Raw genomic sequence first — 24296 nt, forward strand, 5'->3', positions numbered from 1 at the left:
TTATACCTGCGTATCCTGCTGCGGCATCAGCTGCAACTCTTCCTGGTGCTGTTGCAGCACATGAATGATAAAAGCAATATGCTCCTTCATATCTACCCCAAAAAGCTCTGCTCCTATCCTTACCTCTTCACGGTCTACGGAGGCGGCAAAACTTTTCTGGCCCAGCTTTTTCAGAACAGATTTCACTTCCAGCCCCTCTAGCCTTTGCGGCCTTACCTGTGCACAGGCCACTATAAAACCTGTCAGCTCGTCGCAAGCCAGCAGCGCCTTGTCCAGCAAGGTATCATAACTGACGCCCCACTTGGTATAATGCGCTGATATAGCATGGGCTATTTTCTCCTCGCCTTTTTCCCGCAGTAGCTTCACAATCACATTAGGGTGCTGTTCGGGGTAGGCTTCGTAATCAGCATCGTGCAGTAGGCCTGTAACAGCCCATTCTTCGGCGCTTTCTCCTAGTTTGTTGGCATAAGCTTCCATTACCAGCTCCACGGTTCGGGCATGGCGCAACAGGCTCGCGCCGTTGGTCATTTGCTCCAGTATAGTATTTGCTTCTTCTTTTGTCATAGCTAATGGCTTTTTAACAAAGTAAGCAAAATCTACTGAGAGCTAAAAAGGCTGTTAACTGGATTTACAGTTTAGCAATCTCCACATCACGCCAGTACCCCATCACATCGTCGTTTTTCCCGACAAGGATATCTATCTGATTGCGCATGCGGCGGTTCATTACATCGCGCACAATATAAGTCCCGTCTAATTGGTCTGATATGCCAGAAACTTTAACGGAGTCTCCATAGCTAATCTCGCCTCCCCAACGACTGTGTAAATCGCGTGAAACGGCAATCCAACGGTGTTTTCCTGGATTTTTCTTGTTAATACGAGAGCCATCTGCGGTTATAAAAGGAGAGGAATCTGTTTGCTGAGGCTCGGGGAAATAAATAGAAGCAGAAACGGTAAGGGTAGTGGGGTCAGGCACTTGCTCCGCTGGAGCCTCAATAGTAATTATTCTTTTTTCTTTGATCTCGGTTTTGTTCTCTTCGGGTTTATCTGTAGTTAGAGAGGAAATTTCTTCAGCCAAGGCTACAAATAAGGATACCAAAGCTGCGAGTAATTTAAACCTAAACATAAGCAATCCATTTCGTTGAACATCATTTTAATACTAAACCCGCTTAAACGATGGTTTTACAGAATGGTTATACAACATGGCTTTAGTAATATGCTAAGGCATTTTTTGACTGATTTTTATGTCGTATATTTTTTGTTATATATGATATTACTAACATTCTATAAATATATAAATCCCTGATCTTATATAGATTGCGCTAAATCATAACTATAGCATCCTGTATTATCTGTAGTTCCCCTCCTTTATCAAGCTCCAATAGGCTCCTTTGCCCTGTTTATATTTTTTGTTCATTGATGTAGATACAAGCAAAAAAAAGTGTAGATATGAGTACAATTTCCGTTGCACAAAAAAAAGGCCAGCTACACGTGCAGCTGACCTTTATGGTAATCAAACTAAACTTAAAACTATTTCTGCGTTCGAAGCGCCGTTGTGATTTCCTGTATTGCTCGCTCCAACTGCGGATCTTTATTCTGCAGGCGATCTATAAAGGTGGTTTGCACATGAATATCAGGCGTAACACCTTCTTTTTCAATATTTTCGCCATCTAAAGTATAGCAACCCCAAGAAGGTAGTCTGTAGAAAGAACCATCCACTAGCCCTTTTCCCGAAGTGAAAATAATCCAACGGTAGGTTTCGGTTCCGATCACTTTACCCAACCCAAGTTGCTTAAAGCCTGTGGCTGTCATTTCAGCATCGCTAAGCGTTTGCTCGTTTGTGAGTAGCACAATTTGACCAGCTGAAGGTGTAAAGTTCGGCTGGTTTGTAAGCGAGCCGCCACGGTACTTCCACTGCAGGTAAGGCTTCTGCGCCAAGAAACGCAGCACATCGTCGTGCACGTTACCTCCTGTGTTATAGCGCAGGTCCAGGATCAGGGCATCGCGTTGGTAGCCTTCGGTGGTCATTTCTATCATAAACTGCTCCAGAGCCTGCGTGCTCATATTTTTCATGTGCACATAAGCAATCCGCTTGCCCGACTTTTCATCCACATATTTCTGGTTATGCTCAATCCACTCGTCATAAAGGTTTTCGCGCTGACTGTAGAAGTTCGACGGATGAGCTTTAACTGTGAAAGGTTTACCGTTACGCTCAAGCGTTAGCTCAACTTCCTCTGCCAAAGATGGCTTCACAAAGTAGTACTCGCGGTTCAGAGAATTGTCAACTGCTATTCCGTCTACTTTCACCAAAACATCGCCTGGCTTTACGTCTTTATCCTTTAAATCCAGGGCACTTTTATGCACTACCGCTTTAACCTGGTAAGGCTTATCGTCTTCAAATAATAGGCCTGTAGCCAAGGACCTTGTTCTATAGTAGCCGCTTTCCTCACTTCCCGTAGAAGAGAAGCCCATGTGGGAAGAGTTAAGCTCACCTAGCATGTCGTTAAGCAAAGTGCGCAGGTTTTGACGGCTGTTCAGGTAAGGGAGCAACTGGCTGTATACCTCTTTCTTCTTGGCCCAATCTACTCCATGAAAGTGGTCATCGTAAAAGTTCTCCTCTACGCCTGCCCATACTTCGTAGAACATCTGGTTAAACTCATTCTTTAGATTCTTCCTGAAAGTACGGTTCATTTCTATTCTATCGGTTTTGCTGCCGTCAACATTCAGGTTATGGATGTTCCCGTCTAACAGAATGTAGTACTTACCTCCTGCCGTTGCCAACTCTAGTGAGCGGGTATTAGCTCCTGCTATTTTCTCTGTTTTAGGCTTGTCGAAAGGGCTGGTAGTGTACTTCCAAAGGCTGTGTTTTCCTTCTTCGTGGTTAGAGGTAAAGAGCACCGTTGTCTTATCATCTTTCTGGATTACATACGGATTGCTTTGTTCGCCGAAACTCACCGAAACTTGCTCCCATCGGTCCTGTAAATCTGTTAAATCCAGCGTTACCAGTGCGTTTGTCTCAGGCTTTTTCTCCTCTTCTTTCTTTCCTTTTTTGCTTTTTTTAGTAGTGGCATCAGCCGTGCCTGCGACAGGTGCCGATGCAAAAAGCTCGTTATACTTATCGGAGCGGTAAGGCCTATCCAGTTTGTTCAAAGCTAATCTGTACAGGTTCGGATCCTTCATACCATATGGGTAATTAGGGCTGGTACGGTCCGAAGAAAAGTAAATATAATTACCGCACGGCGACCAGAATGGCTCTGTTTCAGTTACGCCAGAGTTGGTAAGGTTGTAGGTTTTGTTACTCTCGAGATGATGAATAAGGATATCTTGCTCAAAATTACGATAGGCGTTAAAAACAACATACTTACCATCAGGCGAGAAACCTGGGTTGGCATTTTGCATAGCCCAAATTTCATCCTCAATTAGTGTTTTAACCACAAGCTTGTTCAGGTCGATATGCTTAACATGATGGCGGCCACTGTAAAAAACGCCTTGGCTACGGTCGTGGTTCAGCACCAGGTTGCGGTTGTTTTGTTTATCGCTGGTAAGTTGCTTTTCTGCCGAACTTCCATCTGCAGCTGCAACAAACCAGTTCAGATAGCCATCCACGGTTTGGCTGTACAGCACGCGTCTGTTATCTGCCAGCCACTTCACCTCCGTTACCCGCTCGCCTGCTTTTGTCTTTAGCTCGTGCACAAACTTGCCCTCCACATCCGACACAAACAATGAGCCTCTAGACACGAAAGTCATCTTCTTGTTGTCAGGAGACACATCGAAAGCTGAGATATTGCCCGCAACCGAGAAATCTTTCTCTTTCTCGAGCGTGTTATTTTGCAGCACATTAATGGCTACTTTGTCGGCTTTGCCCGCAGCTACATCATATACATACAGTTGATAGTCCTTCTCAAAAACCACCTTCTCGCCATTGGCACTTACAGAGGGTAACTTTATGGAAGTATCAAAATTAGTTAGCTTCGTTTTTTTGCCGTTCTTAAAGGTATACAGGTTGTATTCTCCATTGGCTTCGTCTGATGCGAAATACAAGCTACCCTTCAGATCGACAGAGGTCCAGAGGTCTTTCCCTTCATAATCGGTGTAGCGTTTGTACTCTTTTGTTTTGAGATTATAAGACTGCACATCGGGGTTGTAGGCGCCTTTATAGCCTTTGCGATGGGCAAAAGATTTGCTTTCCCAGGTTTCGTCGAAGAAAATTTCGCCACTGCTAGGGTGTTCTGCCACATTATGCACCGTGTGGAAGTAGTGCGGAAAAAGCCTTTGTGGAGTACCACCCTCCCGACTGATTTTATAGGTAGAAAAGCGGTTATAGCGGTCGGAGTTAAAGTATACTGTCTTCGAGTCCCAACTCCAGGACTCTACTTCGTCCGTACCTTCATGAAATGTTAATTGCTTTACACTTCCGCCACCTACTGGCATCATAAATACATCGCGGTTGCCAAACTGTGTAGATGTAAAGGCAATCCATTTGCCATCTGGCGAAAAGCGAGGAAGGCTTTCTTCCCCTTCCATTGCCGTAAGGCGCATAGCAGAACCGCCTTTAGCGGGCACTTGCCAAAGATCGCCTTCATAGCTAAAAACAATGGTTTGTGCGTCGGGGCTAATAGTAGGAGTAGAAGCAAAATATACTTCCTGCTGCTGCGCAAATGCGCTGGATAAACTTGCCCCTAATAAAATAGAGAGTAATGTCTTCTTCATCGGATAAGGTGTTCTTGTATCTAAATAGCACATTGTTCCGATAAATTGCAAATAGGCATGGGGTTTGTAGTAATAATATGTCTTCCCTTTTAGACATGCCTATCCAAAAGAGCCTCTATCATTTTTCAGAACTATAGAATGAAAGCATACCAAGGTAAGAGCATTTGAGTATTCTCATACGTTGGTTCTTGTGTCAGCTTTCTTGCACCTTAGTCTTTCTTCTTTATATATTTATCATAAACAACATAGCAGATAAATGCAGCCAAACTGATTGCGGATACCCAAATTAAACCTGATTTTAACCTATCATTGTTTTCTCCGAGCCAAGCCAGCAGAACAGTCAAGGGTATAATACCAGCCAGTGTGGCGAATATAAACTTAAAGTAGTTCATACCAGCAAGACCAGCTACAAAGCTTACCGCATCGTTAGACAGAAAGGGAGACACTCTGGCAATAATGATAGCCCATACCCCATAGTTATGCACAAAGCCTTCTACTTTCTGTTCAGATTTTTTGCCAATGAGCTTACTGACCCCTGCCTCTCCTACTCCTCTTCCAATAAAATAACCTATGGATGAGGCTACAACAACAGCGCTTACGGCAATAACAGAACCCCAGACAGGGCCATAGGCAATAATAGCCACCAGCATCAGGGCCACCACGTTTATAACAAGCAAAAACATTTGGGCTACCATGGCCAGCACAATAAAGAACGGCCCCCAGAAGCCAAACTGGCTTACCCACTCAGAAATGCGTTCCTCTTCGCCGCTGGTAATTACCTCCCAGCCTTGTTTCAGCTGCTCCTGAAAACTGGGGAAAATGAAATAAGAAGCTACTAGCCCGCCAATGATTACTGCCGTGATGATGAGAGGCCATTTGCTCTCTACTGTTTCGTTGTCTTCGTTTTTATGATGGCTTTGATTCTCCGTCGTCATTGGGCTGTAGTTGTTCTGCCTTTTTAGACGAAGTAGCACCGTAATTGGTTGGCCCTTCTATAGCGCTTGTGCTTGAATTGAGCCTGTAGGTATATGTTTTAGCCTCCTGGCTTGCCTGTGCGTGATAGGCAATGGGCATAGCAGAATACTGGGGCCCAACGGTGCTACTCACATGCGGATGTACAGAAGGTGCCACTCCAGCCGCAGCAGCATTAGCATCGTCAGTAGTTGTGGGGTTTCCGCCGTAAACAACAACTGCCACCATACCAGCCAAAAAGCCCCCTAAATGCCCCTCCCATGAAATGCGCTCCTCTCCAGGAAACAATCCGTTAAAAAGTCCTCCGTACAAAAAAAGTACCGCCAGCGACACCGCCAGCGAAGCCCTGTCTCGGCGGACCACTCCCAAAAAAAGTAAAAAGCCAGCCAATCCATAAATAAGGCCACTGGCCCCTATATGATAAGCGGATCTGCCGATGAACCAGGTAAAAATTCCGCTGAGCACATACACCATCAAAAACACCTTTCCTGATACTTCCCGATGCAGAAAAAGTATAGCGCCAGATAACAAAAGCAGCGGGAAAGTGTTAGCCAGTAAATGGTCCAGCCCCGAATGGATCAGTGGACTTGTGACAACTCCTATCAACCCGAAGAAACGGCGCGGAAAAACACCCAACCAACCTAGATTGGCATCTGTTAAGTAAGAAAGTGTGCTTATCAACCATAAAAGAGAAACAAAAAGCGCTCCTGGCAAAAAGCTATAGGAGAATTTTTCGTTTTCTTCTTTCAAAGAGGTGCTTATATTATTTTCTCTCATGCTAGAGGGAATGTTTTCATTATTTCGATTTATGCAGACACCGTACAACCACACTTCTTCCTACAAAAACAGCAGATTAAGTTACTGCTTTCTTGCTAAGAACAATCTGAAGCCTAACAACTGCATAAAGCCATGCTGCTTTATATCTAAGCTGCAATTTGTAAACTAAAACAGCAAAAGCAAGTATGTACAGGAGGCATTTTACGGAGCCATGGCAGAAATAACTCTTTTTTTCAGAAGCATAGTAACTCAAAAGCCGTTTATCCTGCTGCTTTTCCTGCCGCTACTTTTCCTTTTAGCCTGCGACCGCTCTGACGGTTCTGGCAAAATTATAACGCCAGAAGAAGAGCAACCCTTGGAGCAGCAACCATGGGTTAGGGCTGCAAACTTTATTGATGCGCTCAAAAACCCTTCCTCACCTTGGGTAGATTCTGTCTTCAACACACTCACACCTGATGAACGGATTGCCCAACTCATCATTATAGAAGCTTTCTCTGACCAAGGTGCAGCATACGAAGCAGACGTGATGCGCCTGATACAAAAGTATAAAGTTGGGGGCATGATCTATTTTCAGGGGGGGCCTGTGCGGCAGGCAAAGCTTACGAATAAATACCAGGCTGCCTCTAAAGTGCCGCTCCTGATAACTATGGATGCGGAGACAGGCGTGGGCATGCGTCTAGACAGTGCTGTGCAGTACCCGTACCAGCAGTTGCTGGGTGCAGTGGCAGACAACGGGCTGATATACCGCATGGGAGCCGAGGTAGCCGAAGAGTTCAAGCGTTTAGGCATGCACGTAAACTTTGCACCAGTTGCCGATATCAATAACAACCCTAACAACCCGATTATCAGTTACAGGTCTTTTGGTGAAAACAGATTAGCGGTTACCGCCAAAAGCTTGGCATTTATGCGAGGCATGCAGGAAAATGGCATCATTGCTACTGCCAAGCATTTTCCAGGGCACGGCGACACCGATATTGACTCACACTACGACCTACCCATTATTCCGCACAGCCGCGAACGCCTCGACTCCTTGGAGCTATACCCATTTCGAACTTTAATTGAAGAAGGCGTTGGAGGCATTATGGTAGCGCATATGCATATTCCAGCCTTAGATTCTACAGATAATCTTCCTTCTACACTATCTAAACCTATTGTAACTGGACTGCTGAAAGAGAAGCTCAACTACCAAGGCTTGATTTTTACAGACGCCATGGTTATGAAAGGAGTAACTAAATACTTTCCTTCTGGTGAGGCTGAGGCACGCGCCCTAATAGCAGGCAATGATGTACTGGAACGACTGAATAGTGTGCTAAGAGCAATCCGAGCCATAAAAAAAGCCGTTGCCGATGGCAGGCTAAAACAAGAAGAGATAGACAGACGCTGCAAGCGCATGCTGGCAGCCAAGCAGTGGTTAGGGCTGGATAACTATAAACCGATTGAGTTAGACAACCTTTACGAGGACCTAAACCCACCCGCAGCCGATAGCACGAACAGGGCACTGGCCGAAGCAGCCTTAACTTTGTTAAGAAATAAGAATGGAGCACTACCTGTGCGCCAACGCAACAAAAGAATTGCCGCCGTATCGTTTGGAGCAGTACGACCAACTGCTTTTCAGCGTGAGCTAAAGCAGTATGCCACCACTAAAAATTTTATTATATCTAGAAAGGCAAAGGCCAAAGAAGTTAAACAGCTAAAGCAGCAGTTGCAAACGTATGATGTGGTACTGGTTGCACTTTACGGCCCAAGTAGTAGCCCCAGCAACAGGTTAGGCTATTCGAAAGAGGCCGCAGGTTTGGTGCAGGAATTAGCCAACCAAAAAAGATCTGTGATAGTGTTATTTGACAATGCCTACACTATAAATCAATTTAAAGGCCTGGAAAATAGCAGGGCTTTTGTGCTGGCCTACCAAGCTAATTTTCATGTGCAGGAAGCCGCCGCAAAACTTATCTTCGGAGAACTGCCAGCGCGTGGCAAACTGCCAGTTACCGTTAACAAGCATTTCGGGTACGGGGACGGCATCAGCAAAGACAAACCACTGCTGTCTCAGCGTCAGAGTATCTTCTAAAGTTTCTTTCCGTAAGTATAGCATCTTAGTACAAAAGATGATAGACTATGAAAGCGCTTTATAAAAGACTAAAATATTTACCTGTGCTAGTGCTAGCTCTTTTGCTGTCGAGTTGCGAGGGAAACCGAACTGCACAAGAAACAGAGGAAGTTACCGTAGATACTGCTACTCAAGATGATAATATCATTCGAGTAGAAGAGACGGGCAGAACAGCCGAAGAACGCCTAGAGTCTTTCCGCTCTTGGCTGAACAACAAAGCTGATCGTACTGATACAGCCATTAGAGAAGAGTGGCCTGAGATAAGAGAGGAGTTCAGAAGACGAAATGCAGAACTGGAGAGCAACGTAGACAGCCTTTCTGCTAAATCTAAGGAAGAGTATAAACAACTAAAACAGCGCTATGCCAGATGGGAAGAACGCCAGGAAAGACGCCAAAACACACCGTTAGACCAGCAAAAGCTTGAGCAATGGCAAGAACAATTGTTGCGTGAGTTTGATGACCTTAACTCCATTACCTCTCAAAACGTGCGCGAGGCTTACCTCACCTTTATGGGCACCGTTAGGGCCAAGCGCAGCAACTGGAATCAGGATGACTGGGACTATGTTGATCATGTATACAGCCAACTTAATGACCGTCGCCGCCAGATTGAGAATAATATCAGTACTGGAGATAAACTCAAAATTCGGGCGCTGCAAACTGAATACTTAGCTCTAGAGGGAAGTGCTGATGTAGGTAGTGCCGTTAGAGGAGTACAGAATTAAAATATTGCCTTACATGCTGCCGTACACTCTAGAGCATGAAAGACGCAGTAAAGTTCTGGAGCTGTTGTTTTCTCATTTAACTACAAAAGCCAGCTTTCGCTGGCTTTTGTAGTTAAAATTCAGGAGTGTTTTACTTCTTCAGTCTCACCCACTGCTGAGCAATAATGGTTTTGGCATCTTGGGTAACAAGTTCTGCTAACTCTTGGGTGGTATACCTCAGAATCTCGATGTGCTCGTTTTCATGTTCATTACCGCCACCGCTGGCATGTTGCTTCGATACTTCGGCATAATATAAGAATACACGCTCGGTGCAACCGCCTGGAGAAGAGTAAAAAGTATGCAGGTGCTCCATTTTCTCTACATGGTAGCCTATCTCCTCTTCTACTTCACGCTTTATACTTTCTTCAGGGCTTTCGCCTTCGTCTACCATACCTGCCACAACTTCTACTAATTCATGCTCAGGACCTGTGCGGTACTGCCTCGTCAAAACATAAAGTTGCTGCTCAGTATCATACACCAAGGCTGCCACGGCATCACCTCGTTTAAATTGTTCTCTGGTGAAGGTAGCTCCCTCGTGTTCTATCGTGAGTTCATCTATCTTAAAATAGCCATCGTAGGCTAACTTTCTGCTTTTAATTTCCATAGTATTTTTACCGCTGCGCCTTTTGTATAAGTAGCGCAGGTGATGTTTAATTTAGATAAGGTTTATCTGAAAAGTTTAGATACAGTGGGTTGCTAAAAATATAGCTTGTAAGCAATATAACTTTTAATCTGATCAAGAAAAATTCTTTTAATAGATTTAAAGTTCATTGTTCTTGAAGGCTGCTTTTTGTGTAGTTTTAGTTAAACCTGACATAGATAAATCAGACTCACTTTCGTATCCTTTTGCTCTGTTTGTACCAATGCCTCCCTCTCCTGGTAAAAATTTATTTACTAATGCTAAAACTTCGGTGGTAAGTTCTGGGCTAATGCCATGAACAAGTGAGCCAACTTTAGCAGGAAGCGTTGTAGTTACTTCAGCGTCACCATGGCGAAGCGCATCTAATATGGTTTTAGCCGTTGCCTCGGCACTTTCAGAAAACAGCGGGATAGAATCCATAATCTTAAACAGGGCATACTCTTTCTCATGTTGCCCTTTTGCCAATGCATGTCTTGGGCTGCCTGTGCGCATTAAACCTAGGTTGGCAGTGGTTACGGATATACCATATTGCTTCAGTTCTGCTCGTAACCCCTCTGATAACCCCACCATCGCAAACTTACTCGCACTATAAGGCACCAAGTGCGGCACACTTACCTTACCGCCAATCGAAGCAATATTTAAGATTCGGCCTCCTCTTTTTTTCATGCTCGGGAGCACAGCCAGCGTCGTGTAAATCGGAGCCCAGTAGTATAGGTTAATTGCTTCCTCAAACTCCTTTACATCCATTTCGGTAACAGGGCCAACATGAATTATTCCTGCGTTGTTTATCAACACATCAACAGGCCCCATCACACGTTCTATCTGGCTGATCATGCTGTTTACCTGTTCCTGTACTGTTACATCGCAAGGTATTACCTCTACACTAACGCCTTGCCCAGCCAACTCCATGCGGGCATTTTCAAGTTCTGTTTCATCGCGGGCACACAGCACCAGCTTTGCTCCTTCGCTAGCTAACAGCCGCGCCATCACGAGGCCATGTCCACGAGAGCCGCCTGTTATAAGCACAACTTTATATTTAAAATCATAGGCTGTGAGCTTTCTGTATACTGCACGTGCAGCCATAAAAGCCCCTGCACCCGCAGCAAGCCACCATAAGTTATTTTTGTTTTTTGTATTCATAGTAAAAAGAGAGGTTACACAAAATTGAGTAGTAGCGGACACAAAAGAGCCTGTGCACTTTGTAATAAGTTACGGAATGCACAGGCTATGGTTAATGCTCAGAAATTTTACAGATAAAGCTGCTATCGCCTCTTTGCGAAGACATTGTGCTTTACTACAGGGGTATACATAAGTTTCACGCCTAAGGTATAATAATGATCATTATTGTCAGGCCCACCTTGCGGTAAGATAATGCGTGCTCCAATGTTATCCAGATAATCGGTGGTGGTAATACGATAAAGTAATTCAGGGGCTATGGCTACCTCATCAGAAAGACGGAACCGTAGTCCTCCTCCCAACAAAGCAATGGGTGCAACAGCTGGATAAGGTCGTTCTCTGTCATAAGTAACAGGCGCTTCACTTAGCCTACCCTGGCCTTCGTAAGATGTAGCCGTATAATAAATAAAGCCACCCCCAATTTTTGCATATGGCACTACAAAACGTTTTCTGGATGACCTGTAGTTACCTGATCCGCTATAGCTATCAAATAAGTTAATCATAGCACTACCTGTCATTTCAATCACCTCCGATCGGAAAGAAACATTGAGTGGACGACGGGGATCTTTTTCTGATGCTCCCAGTTTGATATAACCAGCCTCGGCACCGACTGAAAAGTAAGGGGAAAGCTTGTACAAACCACCAAAGCTAAGATAAGGGCCAATATTCATACACTGGGGGCTACCGCAAATATCGCTTTTAACGCCCGACGCTCCCAGACCTACCTGAATAACTAGACCCTTTTCTGGCTGGCTGCTAATCTGGCTTCTTTTAAGGAACCTAGCCTGTGCATTAGCTTCAAAAGAAACAAAGAGAAATAAAAGCAATATAAAAGGGTAAAAGATTCTGCTCATAGCACCAACAAGTAACAGGGTCTGTTTCAACATTACATTTCACAACTACCTGTACTGCTTACGAGCTATAATCATCTAAAAGTCAGTTCAGGTCAATCGTTAAGCAAACATGCTAACGCTTACTCTGCCAGTATCTACGATTAGTATTATATTTCGATAATGAAATGATTGAATAATCAAAACTTATACACCCAGAATACAAGTACGAAAGGCTTTGGAATGCATAGTCCAAAGCCTTTCGTGTTTGCATCAAAATACTGGTATAAATAAGAAAGAATACTCGGTACCTCCTACTGCTTTTTCTGGCGAGAATGTTCTAAATTCTGATCTGCGAGCTGCACAAAATCAATTACAAGGGAAGCTGCATCAGGATAAAAAGAAGCGTTTATGTTTTGATACTCATCTGTTGGCTTGTGGTAGTGAGGGTGGTCTTCTACACCAAAATACACAAAAGGTATCTGCCGCTTATGAAACTGATAATGATCAGATTGGCCCGTCCAATCGTCGTGACCTTGCTCAGGCAGGTCGTGCCCTAGCACCAATTTTGCCTGTGGACGTGGCGCCACTTGCTCCAGGTACGGCCTCAGGAACGGATAATGATAGGTACCGCTAGCGTACAGCTCACCTTTATTATTCAGGCTGAGCATATCCATGTTTACATTAAGTAGGATTCGCTCCTTTGGCACAGGAGTGTTTTCCAAAAAAGCATTTGCTCCCTGCAGCCCAAGTTCTTCTCCGTCCAAGGCAACAAATAAAATCGTATGTTTTGGTTTGTGTTTCTTAAAATAAGATGCAGCTGCTAATAAGCCACCCACACCAGAAGCATTATCGTCGGCACCGTTATAAACCTCGCCTTCTCTCACACCTACGTGGTCGTAATGTGCGGTAACAACTATAAAACCCTCTTTTTTACCAAGAATGTAACCGACTAAATTGCTAGCCTGTTCTACCACAACTCTCTTAGATTCTAGCTTAAAATGCTGCTTGTAGCTGTCACCATAAGATTGTAACCCTATTTGCTTAAACCTTTTTTGGATGTACTCCTGTGCCAGTTTATTTCCAGGGGTTCCGCTCAGCCTACCTTCCAACGAGTCTGCAGAAAGTATTTTTATATCCTGAAGCAGCTGCTCCTTCTGCAGCACTGTTTTCTGTGCGATGCCTGTAAAAGGTAAAGCAAAAAATAAACCTAGTAAAAGATGCTTAGTTATAGTTGTCATAGATCTGGTTAAATGAAAGCTGGCTAAAGGTACTCTAGCAACACCTAAAAGAAAAGCCAACTTTTCAGCTGGCTTTTATAATTTACTTTGTTACACTAATGAAAGCAGGCATCTCAAATGGCCCTACCGACGTCTGTATAGTTGGCTTTATCTGAAGTTTTACATCAGGACGTTTGCTTTTGTCTTTCTCCAACAGCACAGCTACCAACCGCATCACCTGAGATAAATCTGTTTTGCCATTATTCTGTTCAAACAATACTGGCGTTTTCACGGCTAAATTATTAAAGCCATGATGCAGTTCTACAGGCTCGTCCACTACACCACTTAAGGTATGCACACCATCTACAAGCAACTGCCACTTTAGCCTGTTTACTTTCATAGTGCGGTCTGCCTCACCTTCTGGTAGCTCTACATTCAAACCCAGCCTAGATTGCGCCGTTAGTTTATTCTCGGCCACGGCAGTGTAAAGTGTAGCGGCATCACCAAACGAAAATTGACTCGGCTTTTTATCTAGCAGATTTATGCCGTTCAGGCTGATTTCATCTATGCCTGCCAACTTATATTCAGCTTCTTTAAATGCTTCCAAGTCATTCTTGGTACTGCAGGCTGTACTAACTATTGCTAGTAGCAAAAGAAAAAAAGTGCTGCGTATATGTAGTTTCTTCATCTCTATAAATTAAGCTGCCACACCTGCCAAGTATAAAACTGGTAGGTGTGGCAGGCAAATATACTTCAAAATTATTTCAGGTAGCCTACGCGCTGTCCGTCTTCATTTACCAACAAACCAGCATCAGTTACAAACACAGGCTGGTCTTCTATATCGAAGTAGTAAGGGAACCGCTTGCTGTTTGTGCGGGCTAGTTTACCCATTACATTCAGCTCACCGTTTCTGCTTACATGCACCAGGTTCAGCTGCTTGGTTACATAAAATTGTTCCTGCGGCAAGCGCGAGAAAGTTACCTTGCTCAGGATAGACTGGCTATCTAGCCTATGGCTTACTTGCTGCCTGGCAGGAGTTGCTGTTGTTCTGGGCTCCGACCTACGGGCTATGCTTTCACGCACTGTCGCATCGCCAGCATTACCGCCGCTTGCCAAAATTTGAGTCTCTGCATTATTCCACCCTTTGCTGATGGCTGCTAATCTATAGCGCCTGCCTGGATGGGTAGCCGAGGTTTGTTCCTCAGAAAGCAAGCTGATAGCTGCTTGTGCATCTCCTAAGCTAGCTCCCATTTTACGAAGAACAAATCCTGAAAATTCATCTGCTTCCAATTCATCGCCAGGGTTGCTACCACCGCGTGATAATGTGTGGCCGTTCAGGTGATGGCCAATTTCGTGTGCTAAAATACTTACACCACCCCAATCAGTTTGTACTGCATTATTAATTTTGTTTAGGAAGTTATCGTTATACAAGATATAGCGCTTGCCATTGTACACCACAGCGGCGGCATTCTCAATGTCTGCTGCACGTAGCTCAAACCTAGGCTTAAGACCTACTGCGTTGATTATTTCCTGTACAATATCGCGTGTGCCAGTAACTTTTAGTGTTGTACTAGTTTTATCAGTTGGATTAACATCAGTAGCTGAGGCAAGTACAGGAGCCAAAGCTACAGTCACCATTAAAATCAGTTTCTTCAAGTATATTTTCATATTTGTCTTGTATCGGGTTAGCCCATGCTTAAAACGGAATAATACTTTTTGCATGGTATCTTGTTAATAGCAAGTTCTTTGCCAAATTTCAGCAGAGGTTAGCAGAAAATCTTAAACTTTAATTTTTTTGAACAAATTTTCAGACATTAAAAGATGCCCGCTGGTAAGCGACTATATTCTCCTTAGCCTAAACTAGTAAATACGCATACCACATCGTACACAAAAAAGCTCCTGCTTTTGCAGCATTAGCAAAAGCAGGAGCAAAGTCCGTTGTTCGAAAAACTATAGTAAAATCAACTGTACTGAATGTTTACTTTCTGTCCTGTTCGGGCAGCTTCATAAATAGCCAACAGAACCGTCACATCCCGCATACCCATCTCACCTGGCACTGGTGTCTGGCCGTTATTCAGAACCACCCTAGCAAAATCATCCATCTGCCTAGCCTGCTGGTTTACCTGCGGGAAATTCATATCGCCCTCACTTGTTTCACCGTCTATGCCCGAATAACTATAGGCAGGCTCTAAGCGCCACCAACCGTTTTCAGCTTCGCCAGACAGATAGCCTGCTTGCTCATTATAGCTGCTTCTGCAATCTGCCACGGCACCGTTCGGGAATTCTAACTGCCAGGTAATGGTCTCTTCCACTTCATCAAAGTATTCAGGTTTGGTTACTTCTCCGAATTGAGCTTTTACAGCTATCGGCGCTTCTCCTACCGTATAAGTGGCACCCTGCACACAATAAATGCCCAAATCCATCAGTGGGCCGCCACCAGAAAGTTCTTTATCCAGTCGCCAAACGTCGGGACTCCCAATCACAAAGCTGTCCTCAGCCTGCATCTTTCTTACAGGCCCAAACACTTGCTTTTGCCCTAGTTCCATCACTCGCTTATTGTGCGGCTCAAAGTGCAGACGGTAACCAATCGAGAGCTTTACATTATTTCTGCTACAAGCCTCAATCATGCGCTTGCAGTCTTCCACCGAAGTTGCCATCGGTTTTTCGCAGATAACATGCTTGCCTGCATTTGCAGCCCTAATCGTGTACTCCGCATGCATGGCATTCGGTAGCACAACATACACAATATCAATATCAGGATTGTCTTTTATCATATCGAAATTCTCGTAGTTGTAGATGTTCTTGTCAGGTATAGCATACTCATCTTTCCACTCTTGAATTTTTGAGGGAGTTCCTGTTACAATGCCTGCCAGGTAACAATCTTCTGTTTCCTGCAACGCTGGTGCCAGCTGCCCTTTGCTGTAGCTTCCGAGCCCTACCAACGCTATTCCCAGCTTTCTATTAGAGTTGTTGTTCTGCACTACCTCCCCATCCTGCTGCTGATTTTCGGTGTTGCTGGACTGACAGGAACTTAGCATAGGCAATCCGATAGCAGTAGAACCAAGCACTAACGAAAATCCTCTGATAAATTTGCGGCGGTTTTGGTTGTTGGGGTAGTTGTTCTTTTTCATAATTTTAGAAAGTATGGAATATTAAGACACTTCTACATAAGTAACTGGATGGAATTACATTAAACAATATTTAGCACCTGATAAATTGTTGTGAAATGCATGTAGAAAGCTTTTATAGTTTCTTTTTACATCATACCACTCCAATACTTTTGGACACGGATTGTTTAAACTAATTAGGTGCCCTTACTTATAAGTTTTTTCCTTAAAAAGGTTTGCTTATTCTATGCTTACGAAAGCATTACAAGTTTTTAATTGCTGTTTTAACATTCAAATCCATCGCTAAAAGTGATACCTGCACAACGCGCTCTGCCATACATAGTGCTAAATTTCACCTCTTAAAAATTGTTTTTATACCTATTTTAGCCGCAAATCCTGAATACGTAAATGCTGATATTCTTCATTCTGCTCTACTTGCTGGGCAACGTTGGTATAGGTTATTGGGCTTCGCGCAAAGTCAAGAATACACAAGACTTTTTACTCGCTGGCCGCAGATTACCATTTCACATTTCGACAGCAGTTGTGTTTGCCACTTGGTTTGGTTCCGAAACACTGCTTGGTGCCTCTTCTGAGTTTGCGGCCAATGGTTTACTCGGTGTAATTGAAGACCCGTTTGGAGCTGCCCTATGCCTGGTGCTGGTGGGCTTTTTCTTCGCTAAAAAACTCTACCGCCTCAACCTGCTCACCATCGGCGACTACTATCGCATCCGCTATAACAGAACTACAGAAATAGTATCTTCATTTTTTATGGTGATTTCTTACTTCGGCTGGATTGCGGCCCAAATGGTTGCTCTGGGTATTGTGATGAACCAAGTACTTGGCACCTCCACAGTAGCAGGTATCATAATCGGATCGCTGATGGTAGTTGGCTATACTTTCCTGGGCGGCATGTGGTCTGTTTCTATCACAGATTTTGTGCAGATGCTAATGATTGTAGGCGGCCTTATATTGATTACAACCTCAGTGATGATGCAAGTGCCAATGGAACAGGTTACAGCACAGTTGCCAGATAACTTTTTCCAGTTAACACCAACTGAAGGCGGCGCTGAAAGCTGGCTCAACTATATAGCACTCTGGATTACAATTGGATTAGGCTCTATTCCGCAACAAGATGTTTTTCAGCGGGTAATGTCTGCAAAGTCGGAACGTATCGCCGTAGCTTCTTCTATCTCGGCGGGATTTCTATACTTAACGGTTGCTTTCCTGCCTTTGGTGCTGGCCTTGTACGCAAAAACGCTGCATCCAGAATTAATGGCCCAGGATGCTCAACTGCTAGTGCCAGGGCTAATTCTGAACTTTTCTCCTCTTTGGATGAAAGTACTGTTTTTCGGAGCTCTACTTTCAGCCATTATCAGTACGGCCAGTGGTGCTATTTTGGCACCAGCCTCTATTCTGAGCGAAAACATGCTAAAGCCTTTCTTTAAGAACATAAACGATAAACAGCTGTTGCTGCTTTCCAGGATGTGTGTACTGTTAGTTGCCGTGGTTTCCTTGGGCATGGCCTTGATGCGCAGCAACATTTATGAACTGGTAAGCGAGTCATCAGCTTTAAGCTTGGTAAGCTTGTTTGTACCCTTGGTGGCAGGTTTGTATTGGCGAAAAACAACAGCTACTGCCGCTATCTTTTCCATTCTGACGGGTATGGGAACATGGTTACTTGCAATGGCCTTAGCTACAGAAGTTAACCCGATGTTGTACGGTTTGGCAGGAAGTATAGCTGGCTTATTCATCGGAATGCTGTGGCCCTCGAATAGTAACTCCTATAAAGCTGACATCTCCTCCCAAAGCTGAGCCATCTCACACATTTTCGTTCTGAGGCTTGCTTACCGTGATGTAGTTTGGAGCTGTAATATTACCTACAGGCGTTTTTACGGTTGGCTTTATTTGAAAAGTTATGTGCTGCTTCAAGTTTGCATTCCTGCTGACAAGATTAATAATCCTGTTCAAGCCTTCATAATTTGGCTGTCCGTCTACCTCGGTAAGCTGTACTGGCGTTTGAATTGGTAATGTGTTCAAACCTTCTTCCAATACCATAGTTTCGTCTACTGTACCAGTCATAGCCTCTTTACCATCAATCAGCAAGAGCCACTGGAGCTTTGTCAGGGTTAGCTTACTATCCTGATTTGCGTCGGGTAGCTCTACACGTAATAAAAGGATTGCTCCCATCTGTAGCCTGTTGGTGGTAACTGCCGTCAACAAACTGTCACGCTCACTGGTTGATAAGCCTTGTTCTGTCTGCAAACGCTTATCCAGGTCTACGCCATTAAGCTTTACGTTCTCAACCCCTTCCAGCCTATAATTTGCTTCAGTAAACGCTTTAATATCCTGCACTTGTTTGCAGCCATGGCCTGCGAAGATCAGGAGCAGCACTAGAACTAAGTATAATTGTTTCTTCATAAATCTTATACAGTTTGGCCTCTATAAGCACAAAACTTACAGCAGATTTTACTTACATACCTTCAAAAAGCTCAAGCTATACGGGTAATAAAAAGCGTGGCTGAAGGCCACGCTTTAAACACACACAGCTAAATTCATGGTGCGAAAACCACTCGCATGCAATTGTCAGTTTTCTCTTTGAACATCTTATACCCTTCTGGCCCCTGGTCCAGCGACCATTTATGTGTGAGCAGATATGCAGGGTCGACCTGTCCGTCCGCTACAATGTCCAGCAGCTTTGGTATATACTTCTGCGCAAACATCTGGCCCATTCTAAAAGTAAGGGCTTTGTTCATGGCGGCACCCATCGGGAATTTATCAAGCAAGCCACCGTATACTCCCACAATAGAAATGGTACCGCCTTTACGACATGCCATAATTGCCTGGCGGAGCACAGCAGGCCTGTCTGTTTGCAGTCTTACCGCTTGCTTGGCTCTGTCGTAGTACTGTTCTACTCCTGTTGTGTGGGCTTCCATGCCTACGGCGTCTATACAGCGGTCGGGTCCTCTGCCTCCTGTCATTTCCCGCAAGGCTTCAAGTATATCTACTTCTTCGTAGTTCAGCACTTCGGCCTTAGCATATAGCTTCGCCATCGCCAAACGCTCAGGAAAGCGATCAATGGCTATCACTCGGCCAGCACCCAATAGCCAGGCACTCTGCATCGCCATTTGTCCTACGCCGCCTGCGCCCCATACTACCACCGTATCGCCTGGTTCTATCCCGCACATATCTGCAGCCATATACCCTGTCGGAAAGGCATCAGAAGTAAATACCGCCGACTCATCTTTGATTCCTTCTGGTACTTTAAAAGAACCTGTATCAGCGTAAGGTACCCGAATATACTCAGCATGGCTTCCTGCATACCCACCAAAGGCATGCGAATAACCAAAAATACCTGCTCCTGCATAGCCATACGCCTTCTCCAATATCTCAGGATGAGTGTTGGAGTTATCACACAGCGACCATTGATCTGTCTGACAGAATTCGCAGCCTCCGCAGCCTAAAACCGATCCGACCACCACACGGTCACCCTTTTTCAGCTTTGTTACTTCTGGCCCGACTTCTACCACTTCCCCCATAAACTCATGGCCGATAATATCTCCCTCGCGCATAGCAGGCACATACCCATCGAGCAGGTGCAAGTCAGAACCACATACAGACGACATCGTTACACGAACAATAGCATCACCCGGGTTTAGTATAGAAGGATCTGGTACACGTTCTACATTAAGTTTATTAATGCCATTCCAGCATAGTGCTTTCATAGTTTTATTTTTAAGGTTAGATAATGCTCAACTAATAATTTTTGCTTGTTCTTCCAGATGGCTGGCCTTCAATTATTGGTATTTCTCCTGTTTCCAGTAAGCGTTTAAAGCGACGCAAATCCTCTTGCACCATTTGCTCGAACAAAGGATTCATCATTTTAGCTGCCAGTCCACCTACAGATCCTACAGGAGGACGGTAAGAAATAATAGCCTGCACAACAGTACCTCTATCCTGTGGCGCATCCATAAAACGGACTTCACCTGCATTGTCTATAGTGGAATTAGGTAAAGACTGCCACGCCAAAAGCGTGTTTTCCTCTTCTTGAATGATATCTGCATCCCACTCAACTGTACCAACCCCACCAGGAACCTTAGCTACCCAATGCGAACGCTTTGGTCCTAGCTGCCGCACATCCTGCAGGTGTTCCATAAAGTTCGGGAGGTTCTCTAACCGTCGCCAGTATTGGTACACTTCTGCACGAGGCTTTCTAATGGTTAGGCTGCGTGTAATTTGAATTAAAATGCTTTCGCTGTCAGCTGTATCACGTCCAGCCACTTCGTTAACAGGGCAATAACCTGTTGCTCCTCTAAAAAGTAAGGCTCCACCAGCCACGGCCATCGCTATACCTGCCGTATCCAGCTTTTTCAGTCCATAGTAAGTCAGCAAGGCTCCACCCAGTGCAGATATAATGCGCTCTGTTGTACCCACATTAATTTGGCTTGAGCCAGTTAAAGGAGGATTGATGTGTGCTGTATTTAACAGCTCAGAAAGTTTTGTGTTGAATGTATCCATATTTCATAGTTTTATACTGAATACGTGATAAGCAACTGAATATGTTACTATTATAATATGACACTACCTACGAATGCATAAACTCAGAAAGCAGAAAGGCCGCTCCTGCCTAAGCGGGAACGGCCTTTACTGACACTAATGATATACTGATACTCTATGCGTTACCTGACAAGCACCACTCTCTTGTAGAGCACCCCGTTTGCCGTGGTGAGCCTGCAGAGGTAGACGCCAGTGGCATGGCTGCCCCCGTCGAACTTGAAGCTGTAAGTCTTGCCTGCCTCGGCCTCGCCTTGGTACAGTGTCTCCACCAGCTCGCCCTGCAGGCTGAACACCTCCAGCTTCATCTTCCCTGACTCCTTCGCCACAAACTCAAGCGTCACGGTCTCGGCAAAAGGGTTGGGATAGGCCGTGATAGATTCAGCCGCCTGCAGCTTTACCCCCTCGCTAGCAACAGGTGCCGCAGCCGTGGCCGCCGACACTGCCGTGCCCACTACATTGAAGCTCTGCTCCACGGGCTCTGCCGTGGCCCAGCGGCCGTTGCCCCACTGCATGGCCTTCACCGTCACAAGGCCTGGGCCTGTCACTGTGAGCACATTGCCAGACACCCTGGCTGGGCCGCCGATCACCTGGTATTTCATCGCAAGCCCAGAGGTCGCGCTGGCCTTCAGCTCGAATGGGGCCACGGGGTACATCTGGTCCGCTATCGGCGCGAAGGTGATTATGACCAAAGTGCCATTATAACCGTTGCAAAAGCAAAAAGGTAAAAGCCCAAAAAAAATTTAAGATATAACAGACTTTGAATCAACACATTCAAAGCCGACACAATATTATATCCTCGGATATCAGTGCACAATACCCATTTATAGGTAGTTTAATATTTTAATATAAATTATAAATATTCACCTAAAACTATATAAAAAAGCCTTGGCTAATTAAAACCAAGGCTTCCCTCTAGATTATTGCACTTTCTCTAGTTTATTGCACTTTCACTTTACTTATTTAAACATCCCCTTCAGCTTTGCCAGCTTTGCCTGGAAATCATCCATTGGCTCTTCTTCCTTCTCACGGCGATTGCCTTTCTTACCAGAACCGCCTCCACCTGCTGGTTTGGCAGCATTAGGGTCACCTTTCATGCTTAGCGAGATGCGCTTGCGCGGCACATCCACCTCCAGCACTGTCACCTCTACCTTCTGCCCTACTTTCACCACATCGTGCGGGTTATTCACAAAACGGTCAGACAGATGGCTTACGTGCACCAAACCGTCCTGGTGAACACCAAGATCGACAAATGCACCGAAGGCGGTAATGTTGGTTACGATACCTGGCAGCTTCATGCCCTCACGTAAATCTTTTATCTCGTTCACTCCTTCCGTAAAGCTGAAAGCTTCGAAGGTCTGGCGCGGGTCGCGGCCTGGTTTTGCCAATTCGCTCATGATATCCTGCAGCGTTGGCAGACCTACGGTATCCGTCACGTAGTTCTTCAGGTTAATTTGCTTGCGTAGCTCCTCTTTCTGCATCAGGTCTTTTACCGTTACTCCCAAGTCTTTCGCCATCTGCTCCACAATTGGGTAGCTTTCAGGGTGTACCGCAGAAGAGTCTAGCGGATGTGCGGCATCGCGGATACGCAAGAAGCCTGCTGCCTGCTCAAAAGCCTTATCGCCTAAACGTGCCACTTTCTTCAGTTCAGTACGCGTACGGAACGGTCCGTTCTGGTTTCTGTATTCCACAATGTTCTGTGCCAGCGCAGGGCCTAAGCCAGAAACATAGGTTAATAATTGCTTGCTGGCGGTGTTCACTTCCACACCTACAGCATTCACGCAGCTCATCACCACATCATCCAGCGTATGCTTTAAGGCAGACTGGTCCACGTCGTGCTGGTACTGGCCTACTCCTATACTTTTCGGGTCTATCTTCACCAGCTCCGCCAATGGGTCCATCAGGCGACGGCCGATAGAAACAGCACCACGAACGGTAACATCATAATCAGGGAATTCCTCACGTGCAACATCAGAAGCAGAATAAATAGACGCTCCGCTTTCGTTCACCATCACCACCTGCACCGATGCTGGCAGTTTCAGGCTATTCACAAAAGCCTCTGTTTCGCGGCTGGCCGTGCCATTACCAATCGCAACAGCTTCTACTTCGTAGCGGTCTACCAGGTATTTTACGCTTTGCCCTGCTTCTGCTGCTTTCCCCTGACCTGTATGCGGATAAACTGTTTCATTATGCAGCAACTTGCCCTGCTTATCCAGCACTACCAGCTTACAACCCGTTCTAAAACCAGGATCCAAGGCCAGTACTGTTTTCTGGCCCAACGGTGATGACAATAACAACTGGCGCAGGTTATCGGCAAACACACGAATGGCTTCTTCGTCGGCACGTTTCTTAGAGCTTAGGCGCACTTCTGTTTCCATGCTCAGCTTCAGCAGGCGCTTAAAGCAATCTTTCGCAGCCAAACGAACCTGCTCCGAAGCGGCATTATTGCCCTTCACAAACATATCCTCCAGCTTTGCAACGGCTTCTTCCTCGTCAGGTTGAGCAGTCAGCATCAGCACCATTTCGGATTCGCCACGGCGCATGGCCAAAATGCGGTGCGACGGTGCTTTCTCTATTGGCTCATCCCACTCAAAATAATCTTTGAACTTCTGGCCTTCTTCCTCTTTGCCCATCATCACGCGGCTCTTAAACACACCTTTCTTCTCGAAAAGCTGGCGCATGGTGGCACGTGCCTCTGCGTTCTCGTTCATCCACTCGGCCATAATGTCGCGGGCACCAGCTAGAGCTGCATCCGTATCTTTTACCTCTTTCTCCTCCGAGATATAGTTGGCGGCCTCGCTGGCAACATCAAAGCTTTCCTGCTCAAACAGGCGCTGCGCCAGTGGCTCCAGTCCTTTTTCGCGGGCGATGGTGGCACGGGTACGGCGCTTCGGCTTGTAAGGCAGGTAAATATCTTCCAGAGCGGTCATGGTTTCGGCCGCCATAATCTGCTCCTCCAGTTCTGGCGTCAGCTTCTCCTGGTCGCGGATAGATTTTAGTATACTTTCGCGGCGCTTGTCCAACTCACGCAGTTGCTCCATCCTGTCGCGGATGGCAGCTACCTGCACCTCGTCTAGCGAGCCTGTTACTTCTTTTCGGTAACGTGAGATAAAAGGCACCGTTGCTCCCTCGTCTAGCAAAGTAGCGGTTGCCTCCACTTGCTTGATTGTAATAGCAAGCTCTGTGGCAATTTTTAATAAATGATTGATATTGGGTTCCATATGTAAATTTGATACTGGTCTCAGTAGATAGATTGGAAAGGCGGAATCGCCAGAAAATTCAGAAAGTTAATAGATAAGTTTCTCCTGTCTTGCCTTCCCCTCTTTAAGCATACCGCTTGGATGGATTATTATTAGTGAGCACCAAATTTAAGGATAATGCCTAAATGAGAAAATTTCCTTTAGATTAAATTCACGTCTGCTGTTTCAAAGCATAGGATGAAACACAGATA

The 24296-nt window shown here is 45.2% G+C and carries 20 protein-coding genes; 3 read left to right on the forward strand and 17 right to left on the reverse strand.

Features of this window, described 5'->3' with window-relative positions:
- From LN893_RS08000 to LN893_RS08020, 5 genes are all read right to left on the reverse strand, one after another.
- Complete coding sequence (locus LN893_RS08000; protein WP_229969288.1) at positions 1-564, reverse strand: HD domain-containing protein; 564 nt, start codon at positions 562-564, stop codon at positions 1-3.
- Positions 565-628: 64 nt separating this feature from the next.
- Positions 629-1075: an RlpA-like double-psi beta-barrel domain-containing protein gene (locus tag LN893_RS08005; protein WP_229969289.1), complete on the reverse strand. Its 447-nt coding sequence runs from the start codon at positions 1073-1075 to the stop codon at positions 629-631.
- Between the two features lie 452 nt (positions 1076-1527).
- The gene (locus LN893_RS08010) at positions 1528-4707 is read right to left on the reverse strand and encodes a S41 family peptidase (RefSeq protein WP_229969290.1); all 3180 of its coding nucleotides are present in this window, start codon (positions 4705-4707) and stop codon (positions 1528-1530) included.
- Between the two features lie 209 nt (positions 4708-4916).
- Positions 4917-5642, reverse strand: a complete 726-nt coding sequence (locus LN893_RS08015; RefSeq protein ID WP_229969291.1) for a TVP38/TMEM64 family protein — start codon at positions 5640-5642, stop codon at positions 4917-4919.
- On the reverse strand, positions 5614-6456 hold the full coding sequence (locus LN893_RS08020; protein ID WP_229969292.1) for a rhomboid family intramembrane serine protease: 843 nt from the start codon (positions 6454-6456) through the stop codon (positions 5614-5616). Before LN893_RS08020 ends, LN893_RS08015 begins: the two co-directional genes overlap by 29 nt.
- 211 nt (positions 6457-6667) lie before the next feature.
- On the opposite strand from LN893_RS08020, the gene LN893_RS08025 reads away from it, so the two are divergent.
- Together LN893_RS08025 and LN893_RS08030 are read left to right on the forward strand one after the other, a co-directional pair.
- Positions 6668-8521 (forward strand): glycoside hydrolase family 3 protein, encoded by a 1854-nt coding sequence (locus LN893_RS08025; protein WP_229969293.1) that lies wholly within the window; start codon positions 6668-6670, stop codon positions 8519-8521.
- A 47-nt stretch (positions 8522-8568) separates the two neighbouring features.
- Positions 8569-9282, forward strand: coding sequence for a DUF6565 domain-containing protein (locus LN893_RS08030; protein WP_229969294.1), 714 nt, complete (start codon positions 8569-8571; stop codon positions 9280-9282).
- A 130-nt stretch (positions 9283-9412) separates the two neighbouring features.
- On the opposite strand, the gene LN893_RS08035 is transcribed toward LN893_RS08030, so the two are convergent.
- The 7 genes from LN893_RS08035 to LN893_RS08065 all read right to left on the reverse strand — a co-directional run bounded on the left by LN893_RS08035 (position 9413) and on the right by LN893_RS08065 (position 16318).
- On the reverse strand, positions 9413-9925 hold the full coding sequence (locus LN893_RS08035) for an NUDIX domain-containing protein (RefSeq protein ID WP_229969295.1): 513 nt from the start codon (positions 9923-9925) through the stop codon (positions 9413-9415).
- A 156-nt stretch (positions 9926-10081) separates the two neighbouring features.
- Positions 10082-11101, reverse strand: a complete 1020-nt coding sequence (locus LN893_RS08040) for an SDR family NAD(P)-dependent oxidoreductase (protein WP_229969296.1) — start codon at positions 11099-11101, stop codon at positions 10082-10084.
- Positions 11102-11223: 122 nt separating this feature from the next.
- Entirely contained in the window at positions 11224-11991 is a 768-nt protein-coding gene (locus tag LN893_RS08045) for an outer membrane beta-barrel protein (protein ID WP_229969297.1), read from the reverse strand.
- Between the two features lie 290 nt (positions 11992-12281).
- Positions 12282-13208 carry a M28 family peptidase gene (locus LN893_RS08050; protein WP_229969298.1) on the reverse strand — a complete coding sequence of 309 codons (927 nt, stop codon included), beginning with the start codon at positions 13206-13208 and terminating at the stop codon, positions 12282-12284.
- 82 nt (positions 13209-13290) lie between these two features.
- A complete protein-coding gene (locus LN893_RS08055) occupies positions 13291-13875 on the reverse strand; it encodes an outer membrane protein assembly factor BamD (protein ID WP_229969299.1) in 585 nt (194 codons plus the stop codon).
- A 71-nt stretch (positions 13876-13946) separates the two neighbouring features.
- The gene (locus tag LN893_RS08060) at positions 13947-14909 is read right to left on the reverse strand and encodes a M48 family metalloprotease (protein ID WP_229969300.1); all 963 of its coding nucleotides are present in this window, start codon (positions 14907-14909) and stop codon (positions 13947-13949) included.
- Positions 14910-15148: 239 nt separating this feature from the next.
- A complete protein-coding gene (locus tag LN893_RS08065; RefSeq protein ID WP_229969301.1) occupies positions 15149-16318 on the reverse strand; it encodes a Gfo/Idh/MocA family protein in 1170 nt (389 codons plus the stop codon).
- Between the two features lie 384 nt (positions 16319-16702).
- Between LN893_RS08065 and LN893_RS08070 the strand changes: the two genes are divergently transcribed.
- Positions 16703-18106, forward strand: coding sequence for a high affinity choline transporter 1 (locus LN893_RS08070; protein WP_229969302.1), 1404 nt, complete (start codon positions 16703-16705; stop codon positions 18104-18106).
- 6 nt (positions 18107-18112) lie between these two features.
- Here the strand turns inward: LN893_RS08070 and LN893_RS08075 are convergent, their stop codons facing one another.
- The 5 genes from LN893_RS08075 to LN893_RS08095 form a co-directional block, all read right to left on the reverse strand.
- Positions 18113-18712 (reverse strand): hypothetical protein, encoded by a 600-nt coding sequence (locus LN893_RS08075; protein WP_229969303.1) that lies wholly within the window; start codon positions 18710-18712, stop codon positions 18113-18115.
- A 134-nt stretch (positions 18713-18846) separates the two neighbouring features.
- The gene (locus LN893_RS08080; protein ID WP_229969304.1) at positions 18847-20016 is read right to left on the reverse strand and encodes a zinc-dependent alcohol dehydrogenase; all 1170 of its coding nucleotides are present in this window, start codon (positions 20014-20016) and stop codon (positions 18847-18849) included.
- A 31-nt stretch (positions 20017-20047) separates the two neighbouring features.
- The gene (locus LN893_RS08085; RefSeq protein WP_229969305.1) at positions 20048-20809 is read right to left on the reverse strand and encodes a YgaP-like transmembrane domain; all 762 of its coding nucleotides are present in this window, start codon (positions 20807-20809) and stop codon (positions 20048-20050) included.
- A gap of 161 nt (positions 20810-20970) precedes the next feature.
- The gene (locus LN893_RS08090) at positions 20971-21537 is read right to left on the reverse strand and encodes a T9SS type A sorting domain-containing protein (RefSeq protein ID WP_229969306.1); all 567 of its coding nucleotides are present in this window, start codon (positions 21535-21537) and stop codon (positions 20971-20973) included.
- Positions 21538-21804: 267 nt separating this feature from the next.
- Positions 21805-24066 carry a Tex family protein gene (locus tag LN893_RS08095; protein WP_229969307.1) on the reverse strand — a complete coding sequence of 754 codons (2262 nt, stop codon included), beginning with the start codon at positions 24064-24066 and terminating at the stop codon, positions 21805-21807.
- Between the last annotated feature and the right edge of the window lie 230 nt (positions 24067-24296).

The organism is Pontibacter harenae (assembly GCF_020907245.1).
GTDB classification, from domain to species: domain Bacteria; phylum Bacteroidota; class Bacteroidia; order Cytophagales; family Hymenobacteraceae; genus Pontibacter; species Pontibacter harenae.